Genomic DNA, 24,775 nt, shown 5'->3' on the forward strand with positions numbered 1-24,775 from the left:
GAATCAAGTAACGGAGGTAATTATGCCGGAACATCACATAACATTGACCACGCGTGACGGACAGCGTTTGGACTTTAGCTGCCCGGATCAAAGCGATATCATCAGCGCCGCCGAAAACACCGGCGTTCTCTTGCCGTCTTTATGCAGAGACGGCGGTTGCGGCGCTTGTTTAGGACATTGCGCGGAGGGGGATTACGACTTGGGTCATTACAACGCAAGCATGTTACCCGATGAATCCGTACAGCGGCGCGATGTTTTGTTGTGCAGAACCTACCCTAAAACCGATCTGCAAATCACCGCGCCGTATGACTATGCGCACATCAATTTCGGCCGGAATGAAGCCCGGCAAGCCGTCATTAGCCAGCTGGAAACCATCGCCGAAAGAACGATGCGCTTGCGGTTATCGTGGCAAGACGAGCAAAATGGCCTCGCTGTTGAATTCGAGCCGGGCCAGTGCATGGAGTTGGAGATTCCGGGAAGCGGTATTCGGCGCGCTTATTCGCTAGCCAATACCGGAAACTGGCAAGGAGAAATGGAGTTTTTAATTCGCTTGCAACCCGAAGGCCGGTTTTCCGGCTATCTAAGCCAGCGCGCGAATGTAGGACAGGTGCTGAATGTTTACGGTCCCGGCGGCGCTTTCGGCCTGCAAGCCGATAGCATCAATCCGGCGATTTTTATTGCAGGCGGGACCGGCTTGGCGCCGTTTCTATCTATTCTGCGCCGAATGGCCGAATGGGGAGAAGACCGGGTTATTCATTTGATATTCGGTGTTAACCGCGAAAGCGAGTTGTTTTGTGTCGATGAGCTGCAAGGCTTGCAGCAGCAATTGCCCGGTTTGACCGTGACTGTTTGCGTCTGGCAACCGGAAACCGACTGGGCAGGTTCTAGCGGAACACCGGCCGACGCATTGCAGTACTATTTACAGCAGCAGTCGGGCGATTACGACATTTACTTATGCGGCCCGCCTTTATTGGTTACAGCGGCCACGCAAATCGCTATGGATTCAGGCATTGCCGAAACGCGGATTTTTTCGGAAAAGTTCGGCTGATAATGGACTTACGTTCCCACCGCTCCAGCGTGGGAACCAGAAAGTCTTAATCCTATCGGTTAATAAGAAACGGTCGAAAACTGGATCGCCTTGTTGTCCGGCAAGACCCTTGGTGCTTGTGCATTACTCCCTTTTGATTGAAAAACCGTCTGAGAATAAAAGGAGTAATCGCTTCGATAATCGCGACGAAGGCGCGCTCCCACAAGGGGGTAGATTTCTCTGTGGGAGCGATCCCCAGATCGCGATTTCGAAGCAGGGTACGTAAGGTAACAATAAATGGTATCGAGGTCACATTGGCTAAAATGGCAAGGCTGTAACTACGATTTATATATAACGAAGAACCGAGGACCGTGGGTACCAGAAAAGCAAACCCTACACTAAGTCATAGGTCCGGGAAGTTATTTGTCGCGAAATCCTTAGCCTCAATTCAAACTTTGGCTGGCTAAATAATCTTCATAATTGCCGTTAAAATCGACGATGCCCTGCGGAGTCAATTCAATAATCCGCGTTGCCAACGAGGACACGAACTCGCGGTCATGGCTGACGAAAATCAGCGTTCCGGGGTAATTTTCCAGCGCGGTATTCAAAGATTCGATCGATTCCATATCCAAGTGGTTGGTCGGTTCGTCCATGACCATGATATTGTTTTTTTGCAAAATCAATTTGCCGAACAGCATCCGGCCTTTTTCGCCGCCGGACAGCACTTTGACAGATTTGTGAATGTCGTCCTGCGAAAACAACAAGCGGCCTAAAGTGCCGCGAATAGTTTGATCGTCATCGCCAGGCTGCCTCCATTGCCCCATCCATTCCGTTAGGGTAATGTCTTCGGCAAAATCGCCGCCATGATCCTGCGCATAATAACCGACGCTGGAATTTTCGGACCATTTTATTACCCCTTCATCGGCAATCAAATCGCGCACCAGTGTGCGGAGCAAGGTGGTTTTACCAATGCCGTTAGGACCGATCACGGCGACGCGTTCGCCGACCGAAACCACGAGCTTGAGATTTTTGAACAAGGGTTCGGCACCGTAGCCTTTGCTCAAACCTTCCACTTCCAACGCCAAGCGATGCAGCTTTTTATCTTGATCGAAACGAATGAAGGGATTGACTCGACTAGACGGCTTCACTTCGTCCAGCTTGATTTTTTCCAATTGTCTGGCGCGTGAAGTGGCTTGCTTGGCTTTAGAGGCATTGGCCGAAAACCGGCTGACGAAGGTTTGCAACTCGGCAATTTGGGCTTTCTTTTTAGCATTGCCGGCCAGCAGACGTTCGCGCACTTCGGTGACCGCGGTCATGTATTCGTCGTAATTCCCCGGATAAATACGCAGTTCGCCATAATCCAAATCCGCCATGTGCGTACAGACGCTATTTAAAAAGTGGCGGTCATGCGAAATAATAATCATCGTCGAGTCGCGCTCGTTCAAAATGTTTTCCAGCCAGCGAATCGTGTTGATATCAAGGTTGTTAGTCGGCTCATCCAACAGCAGAATATCGGGATCGGCGAATAAGGCTTGCGCTAACAAGACGCGCAATTTCCAGCCGGGCGCAACGGCACTCATCAATCCGGCATGTTGTTCCTGCGGAATATCCAAGCCCAGCAGCAATTCGCCGGCGCGGGATTCGGCAGTATAACCGTCCAGTTCCGCGAACTCCACTTCCAGCTCGGCAACTTGCATTCCTTCTTCTTCGCTCATTTCCGGCAGCGAATAAATGCGGTCGCGCTCCTGTTTAATGCGCCATAGCTCTTCATGGCCCATAATAACAGTATCCAGTACCGTAAACGTCTCGAACGCAAATTGATCCTGCCGCAAATTGCCCAAACGTTCATTAGGACCGATACTAACGTTACCGCCGGAAGGTTCCAGTTCGCCGCTTAAAATCTTCATGAGGGTCGATTTACCGCAGCCGTTAGCGCCGATCAGGCCGTAACGGTTGCCCTCACCGAATTTGACGGAAATATTTTCAAACAGGGGTTTTGCCCCGAATTGCATGGTGATATTAGCTGTTGAAATCAAGATTTTGTTCCGGATGTATAAGTGTTGTAAAAAACCGCCCATTTTAACCGGTTTAGCAGGGTAAAAGAGAGTTAATTAAAATTACGCCCATCCGAGCGAAAAAACATCTAGTTTTCAAAAAGAGCCGATCGGCTTGGAATAACGAGACTGCCCATAAGCGACAATTTAAGAAAGGAACGCATCATTCCGCCAAGGATTCACTCCGGGCTATCCTGCCCGGAGCCCTTCGGATAAATGCAAATCCGTTCCATACGGATTTGTGGCGGAATCCAGTGCCACGGATGGCAATGCGTAGCTTCACATCCATATAACCTGGATATCGACAGTCCATACCGATATGACAAATAAGGCCATAAACGCACCATAGAATAGACAACAAATTGGGCTTATGCCTATTCCGTTCATGGTATCAAATGAAGAACTGGCCTCAATCTCATGATGATAGGCCAAGCAGAGTTTAGGGGTGAGGCATTATTGATCGGCAAATAATTGCGCTAACGTGTCTGCGGTCAGGATGCGTTCAGACCAACGCCTTAACTGCACGGTATCCGCCTGTGCCAATTTCAAGACAATATCTTCAGGTAATGCACCGTATTTGAGTGTTATCAGGCGGTGAAGCAAGGCACGCTGGCCTTCCTCTCGCCCCTCTTCCCTACCTTCTTCCCTACCTTCTTCCCGTCCCTCTTCTCGTGCTGTATCAATCACATTTTTCAAATCGCGATAATATTTCAGGCTGGACTCATACGCCTGACGCTCTTCGGGCTCAAAACGGGCAATGCTCGCTTTTTCAAACAAACTCAAAAAGACTTTTTCACGCAAACGCGGCGGGATGTCGTCCAGTTCATGCAAATGGCGGAACAAAAAGAACCATTTGTCTTGCAGGGTGTCGAGTTGGTCTTCCGTTTTCCTGAAGTTGGGCAAGGTCAAGTAGATAAAGGTCAGCTTGTCGTAAAACACCTGATGATGCTGGTTTTTCAATTGCACCCGATGGATGACTTCATCGCGCTGGGCATTGTCCTCATCATCAAACACAAAGTCCAGGATGCCGATGGTGTAGACAGCCGATAGTCTAAAATCCCAGTCGCCACGTTGGGCTTGCTGTTGAATCGGGAAGGTGGAGTAAAAAACGCTGCGGTCTTTCAAGAAGTTCTGTTTGGCTTTTTGCAGCTCGACAATAAAATATTCACCGGTCGCGCTGACGCAATTCAGATCAAAGATGGCTTTGCGGTCCAGCGCCGTCGCGCCTTGATATTCGTTATTACAGAATTGTAATTCGTGAATTTGGTGGTGTTCCGGCAGTAAGGTATTCAGAAAGCTGATCAAATGCTCTTTACTTGCCTCTTCGCCAAAGGCTTTTTTAAAGCCAAAATCGGTGAATAGATTGATGTACTTTTCTTTCATGAGTTAGGACAAAGACAATACAACATGAGGCCAAGTTTAGCATGATTCAGCTTGTGCCTTTTATTTCCTACTCCGTTTATACTCAAAAATTAGCTAACTTCATGAAGGTATGGGGAGTGGCTAGCGAGGATGTCGGCAGCAGGGAAGATTTTTGCTCCTGCAAAATCTGCATTCACGCCATCCTTGGCGCTCGAGATGCCGCCAAGCCCCCATGGATGGGTTCGCGGCGGTCCTCGATAGACACATCCCATGCCTTTTATTCTTTGACGGTTTTTCAATCAAAAGGGAGTAAATAATTTGTATCTGACCTCAGTTTTTATGACCCCAGTTTTTGATACTCGAATGGTTTCCGGCAATGTCGTTAAGCTTGACATCGAAAATATTACCATCTAGCATCTAGAGTCAATCATAATTTTAAGAATAAGCAAACAGCCTATTCAACTTGGCAGACGGATTTGCCTGAGAATCAGTAGGAATGATTCTATGACTGCGGGTTTCGGTCATATTCCGACAGGAGCGCAGGTCACTATCACACAACCAATCGAACCAAATTGTTGGATAAATCATGACTCAACCAAAACCTCAAAACCCGCTCGATAAATTCTTGCTGTTTTCCGTCTGTATCGCGACTTTCTCAATTTCCGCGTGCACGAATACCACAACGAAACCCGAACAGATATCCGAAGCCCAAGCCTGCACTCATTTGAAAGCGCTGATAGCGGACCATCCGAACCATTTCAACAATACCAAAAAAGCTCTGACACCCAGCAAGCGTCTTTCCGTCTGGGAAGCCGACAAACTTTTCCCAAGAGCCGACAGTTGTCAGGTTTGGGAATGGGCGGCCGGATTATTCGACTATGCTTGCGAATGGAGAACGGGTAAGGACGAAGAAAAGGCTATCAACAACTACCAATACGGCATCGACACGATTCAAAATTGCCTCGGTGAACAATGGACCGCTCAAACCAACGCAACTCAAAGCGGAGGCAAGCACACGACTTTCAGTAATGCAGACATCCCAACCATCGTATCGATACGCTATTTCAAAGAACAGCGAGGCTGGCCGACATCGTGGCTAAACACATTCGTTGTCGGCGATCGGAGCAATTTGCAAACACCCATGCAATAAATCCAAGAAAAAAAAGCGGGGGGTGGCCGCGAATCAAGGAAAATAAGAACGGCGATTGAGGTTATTGTTCACAAGAATAAGAGCTCTTTACTCTAGACCTGACTCTATTCCTTTTGAGATCTGCTGCGCGAGCGGCCGCATGGTACAGCGCTTCTGGAAATTCAACACAAAAAAAGGGCGGGTACTTTCTTACAATTATTTAGGACTGGATTTATGGCGTTTTTGTCGGGCATAGGCCGCCGTCTTCAAACTTGCTAGAAAAAAGTAGAAAAAAGGGTCTAGAAAAAAGGGTCAGGTTACATTTCAGAGTCACTGTTTTCTACCCCCGGCACACGACTTCGACGAAAGGCACTTCCCAAACCGGGCATTGACAGCGCTTGCGGTATTGCTCCTCCCCGTCTTCGGCATGGCGGCGGATCATCGCAAGCACAGTCGTTTTTTCCGCATTGACGTATTTGTCCGCCCATTCGTGTTGGGCTTTTTGCGACAACGCGGCTACGGTTTCGCCGCCGGATTGCAAAACCAATTTACCGTTGATACGGGCGAAATTCGGTTCGCTGCCCGGTTTTAATTCCGCGAGACGCCGGTGTATCGAGTGTTGTTCGGGAAATGAACCGGCATAGCCGATGTTGAAGTCTTTTAAGCCTAGGATTTCGTAATCGCGAAGAATGATTGGCCGATCTTGCGCATCGAGCTCCGGCGCTTCGGTCATCAGCAAATGATCGCCTCGTATCTCGGATAGATAGGGGTTGCGAAGATCCTTACGATGCATAAGGCAAAGCGTTTCTCGCGCGCGGGTCATTGCAACATAGAGCAGACGGCGCTGCTCTTCTCCCTCTCGCGAATTCCAACCGCCGTCGATTATCACGACATGATCGAATTCGAGACCTTTGACCGAATGTACAGTGCCGAGCAAGACGCCCTGTCCGAAGGTTCGGTCGAGACGTTGTTCGGCGAGCATTTCGGCGATGAAATCGAGAGTCTGACTGTTGGCCGTTTCGCCGTCTCCGGTTTCATTCCGCCAGTCGAGGAGAAGTTCTTTGAGCTGGAGCAGCCAGGGGTTACCCGGTTGCTCGCCATAATGTTCGCCCAGCCAATCGAGCCAATACGACGGGCGCGTCAGCGGTTCCGCATGATTTTTTAGCGCATCGAGTAAGCCCGCGTTTTCGCGGATACGAAACGGAGGCGGCCTTCGATCGGCCGGCAGCACGATGCTGACCGGAATGCCTTGCGCCTCCAAAACGGACCGGACCGGACTTAAATAGCGCCATTCGCGCGCAAGTACCGCGCAGTTCGGCCATTGCAGGCGAACGTCTAATTGCCGCATCCGCTTGAGTTCTTCGGCAACCTGCAAGGCTTGCATCGACTCGCCTACGGTATCGATTTGCCTGACTCTGCCGCGCGTTAAAGTATCGAGCGCTTGCCAGCGCCCGCCGGGTTCGAGGTTGCCGCGCTGTTTGTTGATTCGTATCGGATGCTGTTGTTTCATCCGATCCCGGTTATGTCCGATCAAGGCGTTCGCGGCGGCGATGATATGAGCGCTCGAGCGGTAATTTTCGACTAAGTAATGAACATGCGCTTGATAGTCTTGCTGAAATTGCCGGATGAACTCGACATTCGCGCCGCGAAATTGGTAAATATTTTGATCGTCGTCGCCGACCGCGAGGATCGTCAATTTACTGTCTTCGTCGAGACTGCGCCCGGCAATCGCGGAAATGAGCCGGTATTGCTCCGCGTCGATATCCTGGTATTCGTCGACCAGGATGAAACGATAGCCTGCCAGTAAGCGGTCTCGAGCCGCGTCCGGCTCGACGCCGAGCAAATTTTTTTCGCCTTTCAAAAGTGCTATCGCCTCGCCGATCATTTCGGCGAACGACTCAGCAGAGGCTTCGCCGTCGCCGTACAAACCGCTTAAGGCATGTCCGGTCAAGCGCAAGCTGAAACCGTGATAGGTTTGCACGGTCACGTAGCGCGCTTCGTCGCCGGCCAGTTCGATCAGCCGCCGACGAATTTCGTTTGCGGCGGAACGGTTGAAACACAGCACTAAAATCGCCTGAGCCGGGACTTGCTTGACGCGCAACAAATACGCGCAGCGGTGCACGACGACGCGCGTCTTGCCGGAACCGGGGCCCGCCAGAATCAGCGCATTGTCGTCTTCCGGCGCCGAGACCAGCGCGATTTGTTCGGGATTATTTAGATCGGAGGCGATGCGCTGAAAGGCTTGTTGGCTGGCCGCGCGTTCGAGTATTTCCTTGCGCCCGGCAAAATAGCGCTGCACGAATTCGGCCTTATCGAGCGAAAAATAGGCGACGACGAAAGCCAGCGCCTGACCGATTTTTTCGAGTCCGCGCCGCGCATATTCATTCATCACATGCACCTGAAACACCCGTTCGCCGTAATGCTGGGACAGCGGCTCGTAATCGCCCTTGCGGTAGCGGCGCGACTTTGCTTCCGGCAAGACATTGATGGTCATCGCCTGCCGGAAAACCGCAAGGCCTTTTTGCAAGGTAATGATTTTTTGTTCGTGCAAAAAATTCAGCGCCCGCTCGACCGCCGCGAGCGGGTCCTTCACCTCCGCCAATGCGACCGCATCCTGCCGCAAAGCCGACAGCAAATCTTCGGCGGCAAATTCGACCAGCACATCGGCGGCCGGCGGCGCGCCTTCCGGTACCCGGCCGACGATGCAATCCAACACGATCTTGGCGATGCCTTGCCGTTTTTCGGCAGTCGCAATCAGCGCGGGCCAGCCGCGGTTTAGTTTGACCGCATATTGATCGAGCCCGCGATGACGCACAAATAGACTGCCTTTGTTACCGGCCAAACCCAAACCGTCCCGGCTTAGACTATTCAACAATAGGCGCAGCGCTTCCAAATGGCTTTGTTCGTAACCTTGATCCAGCAAATGTTGGTTTAAATGCCGAAGCGACAAGACCTGCCAATCGTCGCCTGCGGCATCGGGGGCTAATTCGCGCATTGCGGCGATCATCGCGCGCTCCAGTTTGCAGACGGCAGTTAATTGAGCCTGCGATGATTGAGCCACCTTGTAGCGAATGAATGCAGTCAGCAGCAGACTTTTTTGAATCAGCCCCTGCTCGGCCATGTCGTATAAAGTTCGAATCACACGTTGGCTGGCCGTTTCCCCGGGCTTGTCTTCGTCATTTTCGGCAAACGCACCGAGCATCGCCAATTGATCGGCGCTGAAGCCTTCGTCGCTGTCGGCATTGAACAATTCTTCGAGAATCGCGAGCCAGCGTTTTTTCTGACGTTGCGAAAGCGGTAATTTATCGATCTTAGCTTCGGCTTCGTCGAGACTTTTGACCTTCGGTCGACCCTGGAAAACTTGCGTACGGTTTTCGTTGCGCTCGACGAAACCGGCCCGCTCCAACCAAGAAACCGCCGTGACGACCTTGGTCGCGGCGTTATAATCGTCGCTGCCGAACGACGTGTCGACCGCATCGTTTTGCAATAGCTCGCCGGCCGTCAAGATGACATTGCCGAACTTGTCTTTTTTGCATCGCCTGATTCCGCGAAGCAACTGCGCGATATCGCGTTGCGTAATTTGCGAATGCGCCGATAGTTTAAATTGCGTGTCGATATCGTTCTCATCGAATAACAAAACGCATTCGGCATCCTGACGGTCGCGACCGGCGCGCCCCGCTTCCTGCAAATAGTTTTCGAGCGAGCCTGGAATGTCGGCATGAATCACCAAGCGTACGTCTTCCTTGTCGATACCCATGCCGAACGCATTGGTCGCGCTAATCACGCGGGTGATGCCGCCGACGAAGTTTTCCTGGATATGCTTTTTCTCGGCCGCATCCTTGCCGGCGTGAAAGGCCTCGGCTTGCCATCCCGCTTGTTGCAGAAACTCGGCCACCGCTTCGGTGTTTTTTTGGGTCGAGCAATAAACGATCGCGCTGCCGGTCTCGCCGGTCAAGCGCTCGGTCAATAGGGCGTGGATGCGCGGGTATTTGTCGGCGGCATTGACGGTCTGCACTTCGAAATGCAAATTGCTGCGTTCGACGCCGCCCTCGAAAACCTCCAATTCCTGACCCAAATGAGCGCGAAAATAGTCGATGATTTCATCCTTGACGTCTTGCTTCGCGGTCGCGGTGAAGCACTGCACCGGCGGCTGCGGCGCGCGGTGCTTCGCGGCAAATTCCTTGATGAAGCGCGCGGCATAGAGATAATCTGGCCGAAAATCATGCCCCCACTTAGATAAACAATGCGCTTCGTCGAACACCCAGCAGCCGATTTCCCGTTGTGCGATCGCATTTTGAAAACCGGTATTGCGCAATTGCTCGGGAGAGACATAGAGTATCGCGATGTCGCCCATTTGGATTGCCCTGAGCACTTCGCCGCGCTCGGGTGCGGTCAACAGACCGTAGAGCGCTGCAACATTCGGCGCGCCGGTCTTGTTGCGCAAATTATCGACCTGATCCTTCATCAAGGCCTGCAGCGGCGAAATCACGACCGTCAACACGCCGCGCCGCTGATAGCGCACCAATGCCGGCAATTGAAAACACAGCGACTTGCCGCCGCCGGTCGGCAGCACCGCAAACAACGGCCGGTCGCTCATCGCGGCCTGCACGATCGCTTGCTGTAAGCTGCCGCCGTCATCGCTTGCCGGTTCCTCCCGGAATGCCGGAAAGCCGAAATAGCGCGTCAATTGGCTCACCGGATCGTGCACGCCGGCACAATAGCGGCAAGCCGGATTGCCGCACGGAATATCGCGCAATTGACTCAAGGCCGGGCCGACGTCGTGAAAACGTTGCCGGACCCATGGCGGCAGCACCGAATTTCCGCCCGCGACCCGCAGCCAGGCTAGGCAATAAGCCAACGCTTGACGCAAGCGAGGGTCGGGCAGATATGACAACACGACTTTGTTGAACGCAGTCTCGCAGACTTTTCCAGACGACGTTTGCTTGAATATATCGAAGGCTTGCGAGGCGCCCGGTAACACGGCCCCGACAGCCTCCATCATCCGGCAGATTCCGCTGAAACCAGGATCGCCGGAAAAGGCGTAATGATAAAACGACACGGTGCCGAAGGCTTGCTGCTGTTCATGCAATACACTCCATTGATCCTGAAACAGCGACTCGGCCAACTTGGCGTCGAGCAAAGGATCGCTCAGGCCGTCGCGCACCAATTTGTAATTCTTAACGAGGCGATGATAGGGATTTTCGGGAAAGGCCAGCGGCGACAGATAAAGCGTATCGACGACCGGTTTATTCAAAAAGGCATGATTCGGTGCTATTGCGCGGCAAACCGGCAAATCGTGACCGAGCAGGTTATGGCCCAGGAGACATCCGGCCTCGGCGGCAAAGCGGTCGAACTCGGCCAAGACGCTTCGAATATCGAAAGGCGCTTTGCGAATAAACTCCCGGCCTCGAAAACGCCCGCCGAGCGCGAAAATCTCGCCGTTTTCGTTAGTTTCGAGATCGAGGCTACAACAGTCGTTTTGAAAGGCTTGCCAGTCCGTTGTCATAATTATCTATTTCTCGCGCTGAGGCGCGGAGTTATTTAACGATTGATTGTAAACTATTCTTATGTTCGGCTCATTCCCAAGCTCTTTGCTTGGGAATGCAGTCTCGGAAGCTCTGCTTCCCGTGACGGCAAGCGGAGCTTGGGAAACAGTGAAAAACTTATTTTTGTTTAACGATGGGTATAAAATGGGCGGCTTTGCCGATAATCGCGATATCCTGTGTGTTGAGAAAATTGTTCCTGCCTCGATAAAGCTTTTATCCTAGAAAAAGCATTTCACCATGAAGATTATGAAGAATAAGAATTTAATTCAATAGCTTGCCATGGTCGTGCAAAACAATTTTGCTCTACTGAAAGGTTACTCAAAATTAACGAATATCCTTTTGAAATACTTCATGTGCTTCATGGTAAAACTGCCGAATTTAGGTTTATGACAGGACACCACGCGTGTCATTTGCGCCACACTCAGTCTTATATACGTAGGAAAAGTATTCTTGGAAATTATGTTCGTTTTTGGACGCCTGATGTTGTCATCGATGTCCAATGTTTTTCAAAAGCAGCTCGCCCATCAAGGCTTGCACCCGTTTTACATCGTTGCGGCAACCTATATCGTATTGTCCGTATTATCCTCGCCCTTTCTGTTTGATTTCGCCTTTTCGGGATTGAGTCCGTCATTTTGGCTGAATGTGTTTCTGGCCGCCTTGCTCGATGTCGGCGGTTGGATGTTTTTGGTGATGTCGCTGTCTAAAACCGACTTATCGGTATTCGGACCGCTCAACGCCTACAAAGTTATTTTTTCGATGTTGTTGGCGTTCCTTTTTCTTGGCGAGGTACCCTCGACTCAGGGTTTTTTCGGAGTCTTGGTCATCATCGGCGGCAGTTTTTTGCTGATGCCCCCGTCGAGCGACGCGACAGGAAGCCGGATTGGACAATTGCTGCTCGACCGGGGCGTTCAAGCCAGGTTTCTCTCTATCTTGTTGTTTTCGATCGGCACGGTTTTCCTGAAAGGCTCGCTCGAGCATTCGACGCCGCTGGAAACCTTGATTTTTTGGTCATTGTTCGGCTTGCCGCTGATTTTGGCGGCCAATGCTTATCTCAATCAAGAACCGTTGATGAAAAGCCTTAAGCAATCGCGAACGCATCTATCATTGATTTCCGCCACCGGCGCTTCGGTTTTCGTGATGCAATATCTGACGCTGGTGTTGATGTCGCATATGCTCGTGGCTTACGCGCTGGCGCTGTTTCAATTGGGCATGCTTTTACAAGTTTTTCTCGGGCACCGCATTTTCAATGAACCTCACTTGCTCCGCCGCTTGATGGCAAGCTTGGTCATGGTGCTCGGCAGCCTGATCGTGTTGCAAGTGAGGCATTAAACCATTGAAAACCAGGCACAACGTTTCCGCGCGGAGTTTTTCCACTCATACCCCCGAATTAAATTCGTTGCAAAATATCCGCGACCAATTCCGGCCCGCTATAGATCAAGCCGCTGTAAACCTGGACTAGACTCGCGCCGGCCTGTATTTTCTCTAATGCGTCGTCCCCGCTCAGTATGCCGCCGGCTGCGATGATCGGTAATTTGCCGTTCAATTCTGCAGCCAAGGCAGCGACGACTTCGGTCGATTTTTGCTTGACCGGCCCGCCGCTCAAGCCGCCGGCCTCTTCGGCCAATTTATGGCCCGCGATTACATCCCTTGCGATCGTCGTGTTGGTTGCAATAACCGCGTCGATTTCAAACTCGAGCAATAGCGCTGCGATATGGCGGATTTCATCCGGCGTCAAGTCCGGCGCGATCTTGAGCGCCAGCGGCGTGTATTTGCCGTGTTCTCGTTGCAATTTGACCTGCTCTTCCTTCAATGCCGCAATCAGGCCCTTGATTTCGTTGCCCTGCTGTAATTGCCGAAGATTTTTCGTATTCGGCGAGGAAATATTGATCGTGATATAGCCGGCCGCGCGGTAGGCCTTGCGCAAGCCGATCAAATAATCCTCGGCCGCCTTTTCGATCGGCGTGTCGAAATTCTTGCCGATGTTGATGCCGAGCACACCTTTGTATTGACAGTGTTCGACGCGGTTCAACAGATGATCGATGCCTTTATTATTGAAGCCCATGCGATTGATGATCGCCTGATGCTCGGGCAGACGGAACAGGCGCGGTTTCGGATTACCCGGTTGCGAACGCGGCGTGACCGTGCCGATTTCGATAAAGCCGAAACCTATGGCAGCCAGCGCATCGATATAATCGCCGTTTTTGTCGAGCCCGGCGGCCAAGCCGACCGGATTCTTGAATTCGAGCCCCATGATGTTGACAGGCTTGACAGGCAATTTAGGATACAGCATCGATGACAATCCCGATCGATACGCGGCTTGCAGCGCCTTCAAGGTTAGATTGTGGCTGACTTCGGGGTCGAGGGAAAATAATAACGGGCGAATTAATGGATAGAGGTTCATTAGAAAAAGAGTGAAAATAATTGATCGTTTTCGCCGGAAAATCGTGACAACGAAGCGTCACCGGCGCATTTCGGGAAAAGCGTGGGAATCTTGACTCATAACGTCAAGACTGCTGTGTGTCATTTTATGAACGGCAACATTCGAACCAGCGCATCATCCTTCGCGAGATAATGATGATACAGCGCGGCCAAGACATGCAAGCCAATTACGAAATATCCGACCGTGCCGACCGTCGCATGGACTTCCTTGATTGTTTTGGCGAGCTCCGGATCTTTGCCGATCAACGCCGGAAGTTCCCACCCGAAAAACGGTATCGGTTTACCGGCTGCGCTCAGCATGAACCATCCGGCCAAAGGCATGCCGACCATCAACAGGTACAGACTCCAATGAACGGCAACAGACAAATATTTTTGCCATGCGGCTATGGCGGGTTCAATCGCCGGCTTGACATTACTCAGGCGCACTGCCAGACGCAGCCATACCAAAAAACCGACCGACAGCCCCAGCATGAAATGCCACATTTTCAACGCTTCGCGCGGATCGCTGCCTTTAGGGTACAGTACGCGCAATTCGATGCAGGCATACAGCCCGACCATCAGCATAAACATTAGCCAATGCAGACCGGTCGCCAGCGAACCGTAACGTCGAGGCGTGTTTTTCCAACTCATTTTTTTGTTCCCTCGCTCCGGAGACTGTGAAGGTTTTCATTGCTTCGAAATAACCATGAAAAATTAGACTGTTGATTTTATAGTATTTTTCTTCATTGTCTTCATGGTGAATAAATTTTTTAATGCCGTCTTCGCCAATTTATAATTCGGCACGTCTTATAAGCCGGGTTCACACAGGGAAACCCGTCATTCCGCCATGGACTGGCGGAATCTAGTGCCATGGATGGCAGGCTTTTAAAACACATTCGAGCCTGAATGCCAAAATTACTTATTCTGTGACGGTTTAACTTAATGGTTCCCACGCAGAGCGCGGGAACCCTCTACAATTAAAGCATTATTGCTTAGACATCAGACCTTTCGCGAACGCGATCGCCTTTTCCGCCAGATCGTTGACCAAAGACGGACTATCGCCATGCGGTTCGATTTCACCGAACGGCTTGCCGTTTTCTTGCGTAAATTTCAATATAAAATACCCCAGTGGCGCAAAAGCCACCAAAGCAATAACTAACATTGCCACGACCAATTGAATAAGATCACCGGACATGATTTCCTCCTCGTTTTTATAACATTATTTTTTTTATTGGAATCAGGAATATAACGCTGTCATTCCGATGGCTCAAGCAAAAAATGCAAATTGCGATACGAATCTTGATTTGTCGCGACTTATACCCCTCTTAGATCAAAATTCGACGCCGGGCTGTCCGTCAAAGGGCGCCGTGAATACATCCCTATAGGCTCTATGCCGGCTCTATGCTGGCAAAGCCTTTGCCGAAAACCCCTGCGCCTCCTCAGGCGCTGCCGAAATTTGAAGTCCGAAAGGTATAAAGCCCAGCCCGATCGCTAAACCAATCGGTTGCTTTGCCTAAATTATCGTCGTATACTTCCGACCTAGCTTACTTGATCAAGCTGGCATAACACTTATAAACATACTTCTGGAGGTATTGATTATGAAATGGGAAACACCTAGCTACACAGACCTGCGTTTCGGTTTTGAAGTAACAATGTATATCTACAACCGTTAATTATTACGGTCGGATAAAAAAGGGGCTTGTAAGAGCCCCTTTTTTTTGCATCGAATTCCTATTTCGAATAAGAAATTTTCCCGGCTTGACATAAAATGACGCTGCCAGCCTTTCAGCGCCCCGCAACAAAGCCCTAGCCGTTTGCGGACAACCTTTAATTGACGTATGATTCAGCTCTTTTAATCATTCGAAACAATGCCATGAAAATCAGAGTACTCGGCTCGGCAGCCGGCGGGGGATTTCCGCAATGGAACTGCAACTGCCACAATTGTCATCGTATTCGCCGCAACGAAATGAACGGCAAGCCCCGCACTCAGTCATCGATCGCGGTCAGTACCGACGACCGGAATTGGTTGTTGTTCAACACATCTCCGGACATTCTGACACAGCTCCATGCATTCCCTGCGATACAGCCGCGCGAAGGCGTGCGCGACACCGGCATCAAGGCGATCCTGCTGATCGACAGCCAAATCGATCATACGACCGGTTTATTGATGCTGCGCGAAAGCCGGCAGCCGCTCGATATTTATTGCAGTGACATGGTCAAACAGGATCTCAGCACCGGCTTCCCGACCTTCAAAATGCTCGAAGATTACTGCACCGTCAATCATCATCCGGTTCCGCTAGACGGCAGCAGCTTTACGATTCCAAGCATCGAAGATTTGAAATTTTATACGCAATCGCTGAAAAGCAAGGCGCCGCCCTATTCACCGCACCGAAACGACCCGCATGACGGCGACAATATCGGCGTCATCATCGAACAAATTTCGACCGGAAAAAAAGTCTTCTACGCGCCGGGCCTCGGCGAGATTGAACCGCATGTGATGGATGCAATGCAACTTGTTGATTGCGTGATGGTCGACGGCACATTTTGGACCGACGACGAAATGGTCACGCAAAACATCAGTCACAAACGCGCCCGCGAAATCGGCCATTTACCGCAATCGGGCCCAGGCGGCATGATCGAAGTGCTAAACGGGGTGCCGAATACTCGTAAAATATTAATCCATATTAATAACACCAATCCAATTTTGGACGAAGATTCCGAGCAGCGTAAAACACTCGATGCCGCCGGCATCGAAGTATCTTACGACGGCATGGAAATCGATTTATAAAAGAGACCTCCCGGTAAATCCTATGAGCAACAGCGAATCAAAACCCTGGACCCGTGAAGAATTCGAAGCCCAGCTTCGCGGGATGGAAAAGTATTACCATATCCACCATCCGTATCACACGCTGATGAACGAAGGCAAGCTGACCAAGGAACAAATCCAAGGCTGGGTCGCGAACCGCTATTATTATCAGGTCATGATTCCGATCAAGGATGCTAACATCCTGGCCAATTGTCCGGATCGCAAGACCCGCGCGATCTGGATTCAACGCATAATGGATCATGACGGCCATCCGAACGATCCGGGCGGCATCGAAGCCTGGATTCGGCTCGGCATTGCGGTCGGCCTAACGCGCGATGAAATCACCTCATTGCAATATGTACTACCCGGCGTGCGTTTCGCGGTCGACGCCTATGTCAACTTCGCGCGCCGCGCCGATTGGCACGAGGCCGCCAGTTCGTCGTTGACCGAACTGTTCGCGCCGAAAATTCATCAGCAACGCCTCGACAACTGGCCGACGCATTACCCATGGGTCGAAAAAGAAGGTTACATTTATTTTCGCAAGCGTCTCTCCGAAGCACGCCGCGATGTCGAACACGGACTGGAATTGACGCTGGACTGGTTCAAAACCCGCGAACAACAAGAACGCATGGTCGAAATCCTGCAATTTAAGCTAAATGTGCTCTGGACGATGGCCGATGCGATGTACATGGCGTATATCAATGAGATGCCACCGTATTTCAATGTCAAACCTTGACCGACAACGAATCCTGTGATGGGAGAATGTCATGCAAACGGCGATACAAAAACATTTGTTCAGCATTTCCGATTACGATCGCATGGCGGAACGCGGCCTGTTCGATGAAGACTCCCGCATTGAATTGATTGATGGAGAGTTTTTCGATATGGCGCCGATTGGCAGCAGGCATGCAAGCATCGTCAGTTTTTTGGCCAGTGCCTTGATAAAACAACTGAGCGACCGAGCAATCGTGCGCATTCAAGACCCGGTGCGGCTCGGCGATTTTTCCGTGCCGCAACCCGACTTGGCGGCCGTCGAACCTAAAACCGATTTTTATCGAACACGACATCCGGAAGCGAACGAAATTCTGTTGCTGATTGAGGTGTCCGACTCGACCGCCAGTTACGACTTGAACACCAAAATACCGCTCTATGCCAAATATGCGATTCCCGAGTGCTGGCTAATCGATATCGACAAAAAAACGGTGGCCTGCTTTACCGAACCGCTTGAAAACAGCTATAAAATGCAGCACATTTACCATGCCGATGAATCCGTGCAATCGATTCAATTCGATTGCCTTTCAATCAACTTAGGCAGCCTACTTGATTGAAAAAGCAAAACCGGAACCTCACCGCAACCTGCATACTTGAAAATTTTTCGGCATTACCATTAGCCATTATTCGAATCAAAGCACTATGACCATCGACCCGGACAAAAACATCCGCTTCTCGCCGACGCACCGGCTGCAATGGGAAGAAGCGCAACAAAAAGACGTGATCCTGTACCCCGAAGGCATGGTCGAGCTCAATCAAAGCTCCGCCGAAATCCTAAAGCTTTGCGACGGCAACCGTAAACCGCAGCAAATCGTCGACGAATTGGAACGAAAGTTCGAAACCACGGGTCTTCGTAACGACATCATCGCATTTCTGGAAGTAGCACTACAAAATGGCTGGATCAGACAAGATTAACATTACCCCTCCGCGCTGGCTGCTGGCCGAGCTGACCTACGCATGCCCGCTGCAGTGTCCTTATTGCTCGAATCCGCTCGATTACGCGAAACATTCATCGGAACTTTCGACCGAAGACTGGAAGCGCGTCTTGTTACAGGCCCGCAAGATGGGCGCGGTGCAACTGGGCTTGTCCGGCGGCGAACCTCTGGTCCGCCGCGATTTGTCCGAACTGGTCAGGCACGCGCGCGAATTGGGTTATTATTCGAACCTGATCACCTCGGGTTACGGCCTCACCGAAGAGCGCATCGTCGAACTGAAACAAGCCGGGCTCGACCACATTCAAGTCAGCATTCAGGCCAGCACGCAGGAATTGAACGACCATATCGCCGGCACCGTTTCTTACGAGCATAAGAGAGAAGTCGCTCATCTAGTCAAGAAACACGGCTACCCGATGGTCCTGTGCGTCGTGATTCACCGCGAAAACATTCATCAAATGCAACAGATTCTCGAAATGGCCGAAGAACTCGGCGCCGATTATCTGGAGCTCGCGAACACGCAATATTACGGCTGGGCGCATGCCAACCGGGACCTGTTGCTACCGACCCGGGAACAATTCGAACAGGCCGAAGCGATCGCTCAGGCCTATAAAGAAAAAGTCGCCGGCAAAATGAAAATTTATTATGTCGTGCCGGATTATTACGAAGACCGCCCGAAAGCCTGCATGAACGGCTGGGGCACGACTTTTCTGACGATCGCGCCGGACGGCGTCGCTCTGCCTTGCCATTCGGCGCGCGAATTGCCGGGGCTGGATTGCCCGAACGTGAACGATTACAGCATCGAGGAAATCTGGAACGAGTCGAAGGCCTTCAATTTTTTCCGCGGTTTCGACTGGATGAAGGAACCCTGCCGCAGTTGCGACGAAAAGGAAAAAGACTTCGGCGGCTGCCGCTGCCAAGCCTATTTGTTGACCGGCGATATGTACAACACCGACCCGGTCTGCAGTAAATCGCCAAACCGATATGTCGTACAAGAAGCCATCGACTCGGCGAAGTCCGCATCATTGGCGCCAGGCGAAAAGCCGCTGATTTTCCGAAACAGCAAAAATTCGCGGGATTTTGCGTAGGGTACGCACATTCATAAGCCCCAACTTAAGGAAGAAACTCGTCATTCCGCCAGGGATTGGCGGAATCCAGGGCCACGGATGGCAATGCGTAGCACCACATCCATACAACATGGATATCGACAACCCATACCGATATGACGAGTAAAGCCATAAACGCACCATAGAATAGGCACTAAGTTGGCGCTTATGGGGTACACACTGCATACCTTTTCCCGAGGACTACGCTTCGATTACATCTCACAAAAGGTGCGCGATGCGGCACCCTACATCGATTCTCTTACAAACCCTCCCAAGGCGTGAACAATCCCTCGGTTTCGACGCCGAACATCGCCAGAATCCGACCTACTCCGTCGTCGACCATCGCTTCGATCGAGTTCGATTTATTGTAGAAAGCCGGCATCGGCGGATAGATGATGCCGCCCATTTCGGTCACGGCCGCCATGTTGCGGATATGCGCGAGATTCAACGGCGTTTCGCGCGGCATGATCACCAAACACCGACGCTCCTTCAGCACGACGTCGGCCGCGCGCGAAATCAAGTTATCGCCGAAACCGTGCGCAACCGCCGCCAAGGTTTTCATCGAACACGGCGCGATGATCATGCCTTCGGTCTTGAAACCGCCGCTCGCGATTGTCGCAGCGACGTCGTTTATCTCATGCGTCACATCCGCCCATTCATAGAGCTGTTTGCGCGACATAGCCATCTCATGCTTCAGATTGACCAAACCGGCCGATGAAATGACTAAATGCGTTTCCCAGTCCGTCTTTTCTCGCAACACTTGCAGAAATCGAAGTCCGTAAATCGCGCCGGTCGCGCCGGTAATGCCGATGACGAGTCGTTTTTTTGTATTCATGACTTTATTGATTCCAAGGAAGCTTATCGGCCATTTTGTCGGTCGCCGACACCAAGGCGTCGATCATATCCTTGCCTTGTGCGATATGCCCGGCATTCGGCAATACGATGAATTCGGCATGCGGCATCGCTTTATGCAATCGCCAACCGGCCTCTATCGGACAGACCAAATCGTTGCGGCCGTGGATGATTATCGTCGGAATAGCCTTTAAGCAGGCGCAATTGTCGAGAATCTGATTTTCTTCGATGAAATAAGCATTTCTCGCATAATGCAGTTCCATGCGGACTTGTTCGAGCATCTTATGCGTCGCGTGTTTCTCATGCGGCACCGGTTTGAAATCGGAACCCAAAGCGACTTGCCCACCCCAAGCGGTCCATTCTTTCGCCGCGCGCAGACGCGCCAACTCGTCTTCGCCCCATAATGCATCGCACAAACCTTGCACCGGGTCCTGCTCAAATTCGGCGGAAATGCAATCGGCCAAGCGCGACCATTGTTCCGGATAGATGCGCCCCGCTCCGTTCTTGATAAACCAATCCAAATCTTTTTGCCGAGCCAGAAAGACACCGCGAATGAGCAAACCGAGCACCCGTTCGGTATGCTGCTGGGCATACAACAAGGCAAGCGCGCCACCCCATGAACCGCCGAAGACCAGCCATTGCTCGATACCCAATTGAATACGGATACGCTCCATATCATCGATCAAGCCAGCTGTATCATTACCTTCCAATTCACCAAACGGCAGCGACTGCCCGCAGCCTCGCTGGTCGAATAGAATGATGCGGTATCTTTCGGGGTCGAAAAAACGCCGATGATCGGGCTTGATGCCGGAACACGGCCCGCCGTGCAAAAACACCACGGGCAGACCGTCCGGATTGCCGCATTGCTCGACATAGACCGAGTGCTTGCCGGCGTTCAGAAAGAACGTATCGAATGGGGATATTTCGGGATAGAGGGTTTTCATTAAATTATATAGGGGCGAAGGTAATTCAGCCTGAATCAAAACATTGATAAAGGAGTGCTTATGCCATCAGAGTCGCGGCAAACCCCGGCCCGCATGAACGCCCAATGCTGTAGAATGAATGCAATGAAGCCCATCGGATCGGTCTTGGTGATGGGCTTTGCTTCGCTCACCCCCTACTCCTGGATTCTCGAAGCGCTTCCAAAATATCGTCGGTTGTTGCTTTGGTTTTGATTCCCGACACGTCAAAAGGGGACGAGTATTTTTCGCTTTTCGCTTTTAACGAAAAGACCGCTCCGTCTTTTCTGTGTATTTCGACTTCCTCTGTTTGAGCATTAACCAATAACTCAGCTAGATGCCGTCTCGCTTCAGAATAAGTAACAACTTTCACTCTGCTTACCTCACTACCTCAATACCCAGATCTTGTGCAACTTGCTTCATTTTTTGTCGAGTGTCATCAAAGGACAAGACAATAATCTTGCGCATTGCAAAAAATAGGCATCATAAGCATAAATATTAAAGTCAATCGCTAATTGTAATGCCTCATAAATATCTACTTTAATAAGCCGTACTGGTATTTTGCTCGTGGTATTTTGAGCGATCAAAGCTTCCGCCCGGGTTAACCGCTTTCGCTTGATCATCGCGGATAAAGCATTACCGATTTCATATGGTAATATTTCAGGAGCATAGATACTGGCCCCCGAAGTATGTTGGATGATACTCTCTCTTTCCGGCTCATCAAGAACCACCGCTAAAAATATACTGGTGTCGGATACAATGTTCACAAGCTGAATTTTACAGCCTTGTCATCATTTGACAAGCGACCAAAAGCAAAAAGGTGCGCGATGCGCAGCCTACGCGGACATAAAAAAAGGAGGGGTTTGACGCCCTCCTTTTTGCTTAGCTTGGAATTTAAGCGTTTTGCTTAGAAGCCAAGACCGATATAACCACCGGCGGTGACAGTATTGGTGTCGACGCCATCCAAAGAATCGGCGGCCCAGTGATAACGCACGTCGGCACCAACGTAAATGTTCTCGTAAATACGATAATCGGCACCGGCGCCGAATACAGCACCCGGACTAAATACGGTTACCGCGCCGGACGGCGGACTGATGATGTTGATATCGAAACCGATCGGAATCAACCAAGGCCTAAAATCACTTCCTTTCATGAATTTGATTTTAGGCGAAGCACTCAGGTTGACTTGATTGATCGTAACATTTTGGCCCGTTAAAGCACTAAATGTAGCATCGTCAAACTCCTTGTATTCGACCATCAACTCAGCCAAGACTTCGGCGCCATCCCACAAGCCAAATAAGTCGTCGCTGGTACTGAAATCAAAACCGCCGGCAAAATACCACGCATTTCGGCTTCCTTCATTAGGACCGACAAGGCCGCTGGCCAACGGATCACCATTCGGACCATTTACACCCAAAGCCAATCCAAGCGCAGAAGGATTACCGTCGAGATCAAACCCGCCTCGCGAACCATTATTTCTCGCCCAACCGCCTCTCAACAAGACCATATGATCCTTGCTTTTTGCTTCAGCAGGAGCCGATTTCACCGACGCCGCCCATTCATCCAATTCCATGACTTTTGCGGTGTTTTCTGAAGCCGCGCGGCTTGCCGAGTCGCGTACGCGATTCAATTCGCCTTGCATTTCTTGCAACATTTGCGACATTTGATTAACTTGCGCTTCCAGCGCTTCGACTCTGGCATCGGCCGATGCGGTCGGTGCAACCAGCGCGCCTGCCGCCAATACTGCTGCCACGCCCAGAGCGGTTTGAGTTTTGTTCAGTTTCATCGGTTCCCCCTCGTAAGAGATTTTTTTGTTTATGTTTTTTTTTGCCTTAAAACAACAAGACTTTTTCACGAAAAGGATAATAGCAGCTAAAATTCATCCTTACAAGTTCCTTACAGCAATTAAGGATTTTTATTATTTATTGGATAATCATTATTTATCAAACACTAATAAAAACAACATCAACACATGTTCGTTCTGTATGCTAAAAACAACAATCTATTAAAATTCGGCCGAGCTCAGACCATTCGGTATTTAGTAACGCTCTTTTGCAGTTTTTAGGCACCTTATATTACGCATCACTGCCATTAAGCTATACCCATCGAAGATCAAAATCCGGCGCTGGGGTGCCCTGGAAAAGCCCGGAGTCGATAAGTTAAGCCGACCATGGTTCGACAGGCTCACCACGAACGGCTTAACTTAATGGCCTTAACGGAGGACCTTTTTGGAACGAGGAAAATTATGTAATTCTTGCTTTAGGCTCTAATGCAACTTAAAACTTGCCATCCATGACACCGGATTACATCAATCAATGGCGGAATAACGGGTTTCCCTTTACTTAATGGCGGTGTGTATTACTCATCAATAAAAACCGCTTCAAACATCAGAAACTTTCGTTTTTCGCTTCATCTAATGGTCGCACCGGTTAAAGCCGCGTAAAATAGCGCCTATTTGAATCCTTCGCGAAAAGACATCCGATGATTTACTCGGCCTCAAAGCATTTTATACCCATCGTAGATCAAAATTCGGCACCGGGGTGTCCGCCAAAGGACGCCGTGAAACGTCCATGGCTCTTTGCCAGCTCCATACTGGCAAAGCCTTTGTCGGACACTCCGGCGCCTCCTCGGGTACTGCCCTAATTTGAAGTGTGATAGGTATACTTCGCGCCGAAACGTCAAAACGTAATTAAACCAAACATGACCACCATTCCTGACATAACGATTATCGGCGGCGGCATTATCGGCCTCTTGACCGCCCGCGAACTCACCATGGCCGGCGCCCGCGTGAGTATTCTGGAAAAAAACGCAATCGGCCAAGAGTCTTCATGGGCCGGCGGCGGCATTTTATTGCCGATTTATCCGTGGCGACAGCCTAGCGCGATTTCCGAATTAGTCCGGCACAGCCTGGACATTTACCCCACGCTGGCGACGGAACTAAAAGAATCGACCGGCATCGACCCCGAATGGAGTCCATGCGGCTTGTTTATCAGCCGTAATCCCGATATCGAACAGGCTATCGATTGGTGCGATCGCTATAGCATCAATTATCGAACCGAGCAAACGCCGAGTTTGGATAACCTGAATTGCGATCCGCTCAATCCGCTCTGGCTTCCCGCTATTGCTCATGCCCGCAATCCTCGTTTATTGAAGTCGGCCCGCCGGGATGCGGAAAACCGAAACGTCGAGTTAATCGAACATTGCGATGTGCAAAACGTCACCGTTAAAAACGGCAGAATCGTTTCGTTGACTACCGATCGAGGCGAGCGTCCGGTCGGTCATCTAACGGTCTGCGCCGGTGCCTGGACGAAAACGCTATTCGAGCGTTTCTTTTCCGAATTCGCGGCACCTGAAATCCAACCTATCAAAGGCCAAATGCTGCTTTACGACGCGCCACCCAACCTCTTGCCGGGCATGATTCTCGAGAACGATCACTATTTGATTCCGCGCCTCGACGGTAAAATACTGGTCGGCAGTAGCGTCGAGCATTGCGGCTTCGATAAATCGATCTCGGAAGCGACTTATCGCCGGCTTAAGTCTTTCGCCGAACATTTATGCCCTACATTGAAAACGGCGCCGATCATGACGCATTGGGCCGGCCTGCGCCCCGGAACCGAGCATGGCGTCCCTTATATTTTTCGGCATCCCGACCTTGACAATTTGAGCATTAACGCCGGCCATTTTCGTAACGGCCTGGTCATGGCGCCCGCGTCGGCTCGCTTGATGGCCGATTTGATTCTAGGTGAGACACCTTTGATCAAACAGGAACCTTATAGCTTATTCGCCCCTCATTAAACCGAAATCACTATTCCG

Annotated in this window: 20 protein-coding genes; 10 read left to right on the forward strand and 10 right to left on the reverse strand. The window is 50.8% G+C overall.

Annotation, left to right across the window (positions count from 1 at the left end):
- Nucleotides 1–22: 22 nt before the first annotated feature.
- Nucleotides 23–1,048, forward strand: coding sequence for a 2Fe-2S iron-sulfur cluster binding domain-containing protein (locus METBU_RS0112320; protein WP_026130194.1), 1,026 nt, complete (start codon nucleotides 23–25; stop codon nucleotides 1,046–1,048).
- Between the two features lie 422 nt (nucleotides 1,049–1,470).
- Here METBU_RS0112320 and METBU_RS0112325 read toward each other — a convergent pair whose 3' ends face one another.
- Nucleotides 1,471–3,105 carry an ABC-F family ATPase gene (locus METBU_RS0112325; protein WP_017840919.1) on the reverse strand — a complete coding sequence of 545 codons (1,635 nt, stop codon included), beginning with the start codon at nucleotides 3,103–3,105 and terminating at the stop codon, nucleotides 1,471–1,473.
- 429 nt (nucleotides 3,106–3,534) lie between these two features.
- A complete protein-coding gene (locus METBU_RS0112330; RefSeq protein ID WP_017840920.1) occupies nucleotides 3,535–4,464 on the reverse strand; it encodes an Rpn family recombination-promoting nuclease/putative transposase in 930 nt (309 codons plus the stop codon).
- A 565-nt stretch (nucleotides 4,465–5,029) separates the two neighbouring features.
- Between METBU_RS0112330 and METBU_RS0112335 the strand changes: the two genes are divergently transcribed.
- Nucleotides 5,030–5,593: a hypothetical protein gene (locus METBU_RS0112335; RefSeq protein ID WP_017840921.1), complete on the forward strand. Its 564-nt coding sequence runs from the start codon at nucleotides 5,030–5,032 to the stop codon at nucleotides 5,591–5,593.
- A 319-nt stretch (nucleotides 5,594–5,912) separates the two neighbouring features.
- Here METBU_RS0112335 and METBU_RS0112340 read toward each other — a convergent pair whose 3' ends face one another.
- Nucleotides 5,913–11,078, reverse strand: coding sequence for a RecQ family ATP-dependent DNA helicase (locus tag METBU_RS0112340; protein ID WP_017840922.1), 5,166 nt, complete (start codon nucleotides 11,076–11,078; stop codon nucleotides 5,913–5,915).
- Nucleotides 11,079–11,577: 499 nt separating this feature from the next.
- Here METBU_RS0112340 and METBU_RS0112350 point away from each other — a divergent pair, with 499 nt between their 5' ends.
- Nucleotides 11,578–12,447 carry an EamA family transporter gene (locus METBU_RS0112350; RefSeq protein WP_017840924.1) on the forward strand — a complete coding sequence of 290 codons (870 nt, stop codon included), beginning with the start codon at nucleotides 11,578–11,580 and terminating at the stop codon, nucleotides 12,445–12,447.
- Between the two features lie 58 nt (nucleotides 12,448–12,505).
- On the opposite strand, the gene METBU_RS0112355 is transcribed toward METBU_RS0112350, so the two are convergent.
- The 3 genes from METBU_RS0112355 to METBU_RS0112365 all read right to left on the reverse strand — a co-directional run bounded on the left by METBU_RS0112355 (nucleotide 12,506) and on the right by METBU_RS0112365 (nucleotide 14,731).
- The gene (locus METBU_RS0112355; RefSeq protein WP_017840925.1) at nucleotides 12,506–13,519 is read right to left on the reverse strand and encodes a quinone-dependent dihydroorotate dehydrogenase; all 1,014 of its coding nucleotides are present in this window, start codon (nucleotides 13,517–13,519) and stop codon (nucleotides 12,506–12,508) included.
- A gap of 119 nt (nucleotides 13,520–13,638) precedes the next feature.
- Complete coding sequence (locus METBU_RS0112360) at nucleotides 13,639–14,187, reverse strand: cytochrome b (protein ID WP_017840926.1); 549 nt, start codon at nucleotides 14,185–14,187, stop codon at nucleotides 13,639–13,641.
- 334 nt (nucleotides 14,188–14,521) lie between these two features.
- Nucleotides 14,522–14,731 (reverse strand): hypothetical protein, encoded by a 210-nt coding sequence (locus METBU_RS0112365; protein WP_014147102.1) that lies wholly within the window; start codon nucleotides 14,729–14,731, stop codon nucleotides 14,522–14,524.
- A 403-nt stretch (nucleotides 14,732–15,134) separates the two neighbouring features.
- Here METBU_RS0112365 and pqqA point away from each other — a divergent pair, with 403 nt between their 5' ends.
- The 6 genes from pqqA to pqqE all read left to right on the forward strand — a co-directional run bounded on the left by pqqA (nucleotide 15,135) and on the right by pqqE (nucleotide 19,133).
- Nucleotides 15,135–15,209 (forward strand): pyrroloquinoline quinone precursor peptide PqqA, encoded by a 75-nt coding sequence (pqqA, locus tag METBU_RS26350; RefSeq protein WP_006892363.1) that lies wholly within the window; start codon nucleotides 15,135–15,137, stop codon nucleotides 15,207–15,209.
- Nucleotides 15,210–15,409: 200 nt separating this feature from the next.
- Nucleotides 15,410–16,324, forward strand: a complete 915-nt coding sequence (gene pqqB, locus METBU_RS0112370) for a pyrroloquinoline quinone biosynthesis protein PqqB (protein WP_017840927.1) — start codon at nucleotides 15,410–15,412, stop codon at nucleotides 16,322–16,324.
- Between the two features lie 22 nt (nucleotides 16,325–16,346).
- Nucleotides 16,347–17,078, forward strand: coding sequence for a pyrroloquinoline-quinone synthase PqqC (pqqC, locus tag METBU_RS0112375; protein ID WP_017840928.1), 732 nt, complete (start codon nucleotides 16,347–16,349; stop codon nucleotides 17,076–17,078).
- A 31-nt stretch (nucleotides 17,079–17,109) separates the two neighbouring features.
- Nucleotides 17,110–17,670 (forward strand): Uma2 family endonuclease, encoded by a 561-nt coding sequence (locus tag METBU_RS24035; protein ID WP_017840929.1) that lies wholly within the window; start codon nucleotides 17,110–17,112, stop codon nucleotides 17,668–17,670.
- A gap of 85 nt (nucleotides 17,671–17,755) precedes the next feature.
- A complete protein-coding gene (gene pqqD, locus METBU_RS0112385) occupies nucleotides 17,756–18,028 on the forward strand; it encodes a pyrroloquinoline quinone biosynthesis peptide chaperone PqqD (RefSeq protein ID WP_014147097.1) in 273 nt (90 codons plus the stop codon).
- Nucleotides 18,006–19,133, forward strand: a complete 1,128-nt coding sequence (pqqE, locus tag METBU_RS0112390; protein WP_017840930.1) for a pyrroloquinoline quinone biosynthesis protein PqqE — start codon at nucleotides 18,006–18,008, stop codon at nucleotides 19,131–19,133. Before pqqD ends, pqqE begins: the two co-directional genes overlap by 23 nt.
- Nucleotides 19,134–19,410: 277 nt before the next feature.
- On the opposite strand, the gene METBU_RS0112395 is transcribed toward pqqE, so the two are convergent.
- The 4 genes from METBU_RS0112395 to METBU_RS0112410 all read right to left on the reverse strand — a co-directional run bounded on the left by METBU_RS0112395 (nucleotide 19,411) and on the right by METBU_RS0112410 (nucleotide 22,748).
- Complete coding sequence (locus METBU_RS0112395; protein ID WP_017840931.1) at nucleotides 19,411–19,986, reverse strand: UbiX family flavin prenyltransferase; 576 nt, start codon at nucleotides 19,984–19,986, stop codon at nucleotides 19,411–19,413.
- Between the two features lie 4 nt (nucleotides 19,987–19,990).
- Nucleotides 19,991–20,947: a prolyl aminopeptidase gene (gene pip / locus METBU_RS0112400; RefSeq protein WP_017840932.1), complete on the reverse strand. Its 957-nt coding sequence runs from the start codon at nucleotides 20,945–20,947 to the stop codon at nucleotides 19,991–19,993.
- Between the two features lie 434 nt (nucleotides 20,948–21,381).
- Complete coding sequence (locus tag METBU_RS24040; RefSeq protein WP_017840935.1) at nucleotides 21,382–21,729, reverse strand: type II toxin-antitoxin system VapC family toxin; 348 nt, start codon at nucleotides 21,727–21,729, stop codon at nucleotides 21,382–21,384.
- Nucleotides 21,730–21,869: 140 nt separating this feature from the next.
- Nucleotides 21,870–22,748, reverse strand: coding sequence for a porin family protein (locus METBU_RS0112410; protein ID WP_017840936.1), 879 nt, complete (start codon nucleotides 22,746–22,748; stop codon nucleotides 21,870–21,872).
- Nucleotides 22,749–23,662: 914 nt separating this feature from the next.
- Here METBU_RS0112410 and METBU_RS0112415 point away from each other — a divergent pair.
- Complete coding sequence (locus METBU_RS0112415) at nucleotides 23,663–24,757, forward strand: NAD(P)/FAD-dependent oxidoreductase (protein ID WP_017840937.1); 1,095 nt, start codon at nucleotides 23,663–23,665, stop codon at nucleotides 24,755–24,757.
- The last annotated feature ends 18 nt before the right edge of the window (nucleotides 24,758–24,775 follow it).

The organism is Methylotuvimicrobium buryatense 5G (assembly GCF_000341735.1).
Lineage (GTDB): Bacteria > Pseudomonadota > Gammaproteobacteria > Methylococcales > Methylomonadaceae > Methylotuvimicrobium > Methylotuvimicrobium buryatense.

What these genes read in the sequence shown, in the direction of transcription:
- METBU_RS0112365 (WP_014147102.1), bottom strand. Translation starts at nt 14,731, where the DNA reads ATGTCCGGTGATCTTATTCAATTGGTCGTGGCAATGTTAGTTATTGCT.
- METBU_RS0112395 (WP_017840931.1), bottom strand. Translation starts at nt 19,986, where the DNA reads ATGAATACAAAAAAACGACTCGTCATCGGCATTACCGGCGCGACCGGC.
- METBU_RS0112330 (WP_017840920.1), bottom strand. Translation starts at nt 4,464, where the DNA reads ATGAAAGAAAAGTACATCAATCTATTCACCGATTTTGGCTTTAAAAAA.
- pqqB (WP_017840927.1), top strand. Translation starts at nt 15,410, where the DNA reads ATGAAAATCAGAGTACTCGGCTCGGCAGCCGGCGGGGGATTTCCGCAA.
- METBU_RS0112360 (WP_017840926.1), bottom strand. Translation starts at nt 14,187, where the DNA reads ATGAGTTGGAAAAACACGCCTCGACGTTACGGTTCGCTGGCGACCGGT.
- METBU_RS0112335 (WP_017840921.1), top strand. Translation starts at nt 5,030, where the DNA reads ATGACTCAACCAAAACCTCAAAACCCGCTCGATAAATTCTTGCTGTTT.
- METBU_RS0112350 (WP_017840924.1), top strand. Translation starts at nt 11,578, where the DNA reads ATGTTCGTTTTTGGACGCCTGATGTTGTCATCGATGTCCAATGTTTTT.
- pqqC (WP_017840928.1), top strand. Translation starts at nt 16,347, where the DNA reads ATGAGCAACAGCGAATCAAAACCCTGGACCCGTGAAGAATTCGAAGCC.
- METBU_RS0112325 (WP_017840919.1), bottom strand. Translation starts at nt 3,105, where the DNA reads ATGGGCGGTTTTTTACAACACTTATACATCCGGAACAAAATCTTGATT.
- METBU_RS0112320 (WP_026130194.1), top strand. Translation starts at nt 23, where the DNA reads ATGCCGGAACATCACATAACATTGACCACGCGTGACGGACAGCGTTTG.
- pqqE (WP_017840930.1), top strand. Translation starts at nt 18,006, where the DNA reads ATGGCTGGATCAGACAAGATTAACATTACCCCTCCGCGCTGGCTGCTG.
- pqqD (WP_014147097.1), top strand. Translation starts at nt 17,756, where the DNA reads ATGACCATCGACCCGGACAAAAACATCCGCTTCTCGCCGACGCACCGG.
- METBU_RS0112355 (WP_017840925.1), bottom strand. Translation starts at nt 13,519, where the DNA reads ATGAACCTCTATCCATTAATTCGCCCGTTATTATTTTCCCTCGACCCC.
- METBU_RS0112410 (WP_017840936.1), bottom strand. Translation starts at nt 22,748, where the DNA reads ATGAAACTGAACAAAACTCAAACCGCTCTGGGCGTGGCAGCAGTATTG.
- pip (WP_017840932.1), bottom strand. Translation starts at nt 20,947, where the DNA reads ATGAAAACCCTCTATCCCGAAATATCCCCATTCGATACGTTCTTTCTG.
- METBU_RS24035 (WP_017840929.1), top strand. Translation starts at nt 17,110, where the DNA reads ATGCAAACGGCGATACAAAAACATTTGTTCAGCATTTCCGATTACGAT.
- METBU_RS0112340 (WP_017840922.1), bottom strand. Translation starts at nt 11,078, where the DNA reads ATGACAACGGACTGGCAAGCCTTTCAAAACGACTGTTGTAGCCTCGAT.
- METBU_RS0112415 (WP_017840937.1), top strand. Translation starts at nt 23,663, where the DNA reads ATGACCACCATTCCTGACATAACGATTATCGGCGGCGGCATTATCGGC.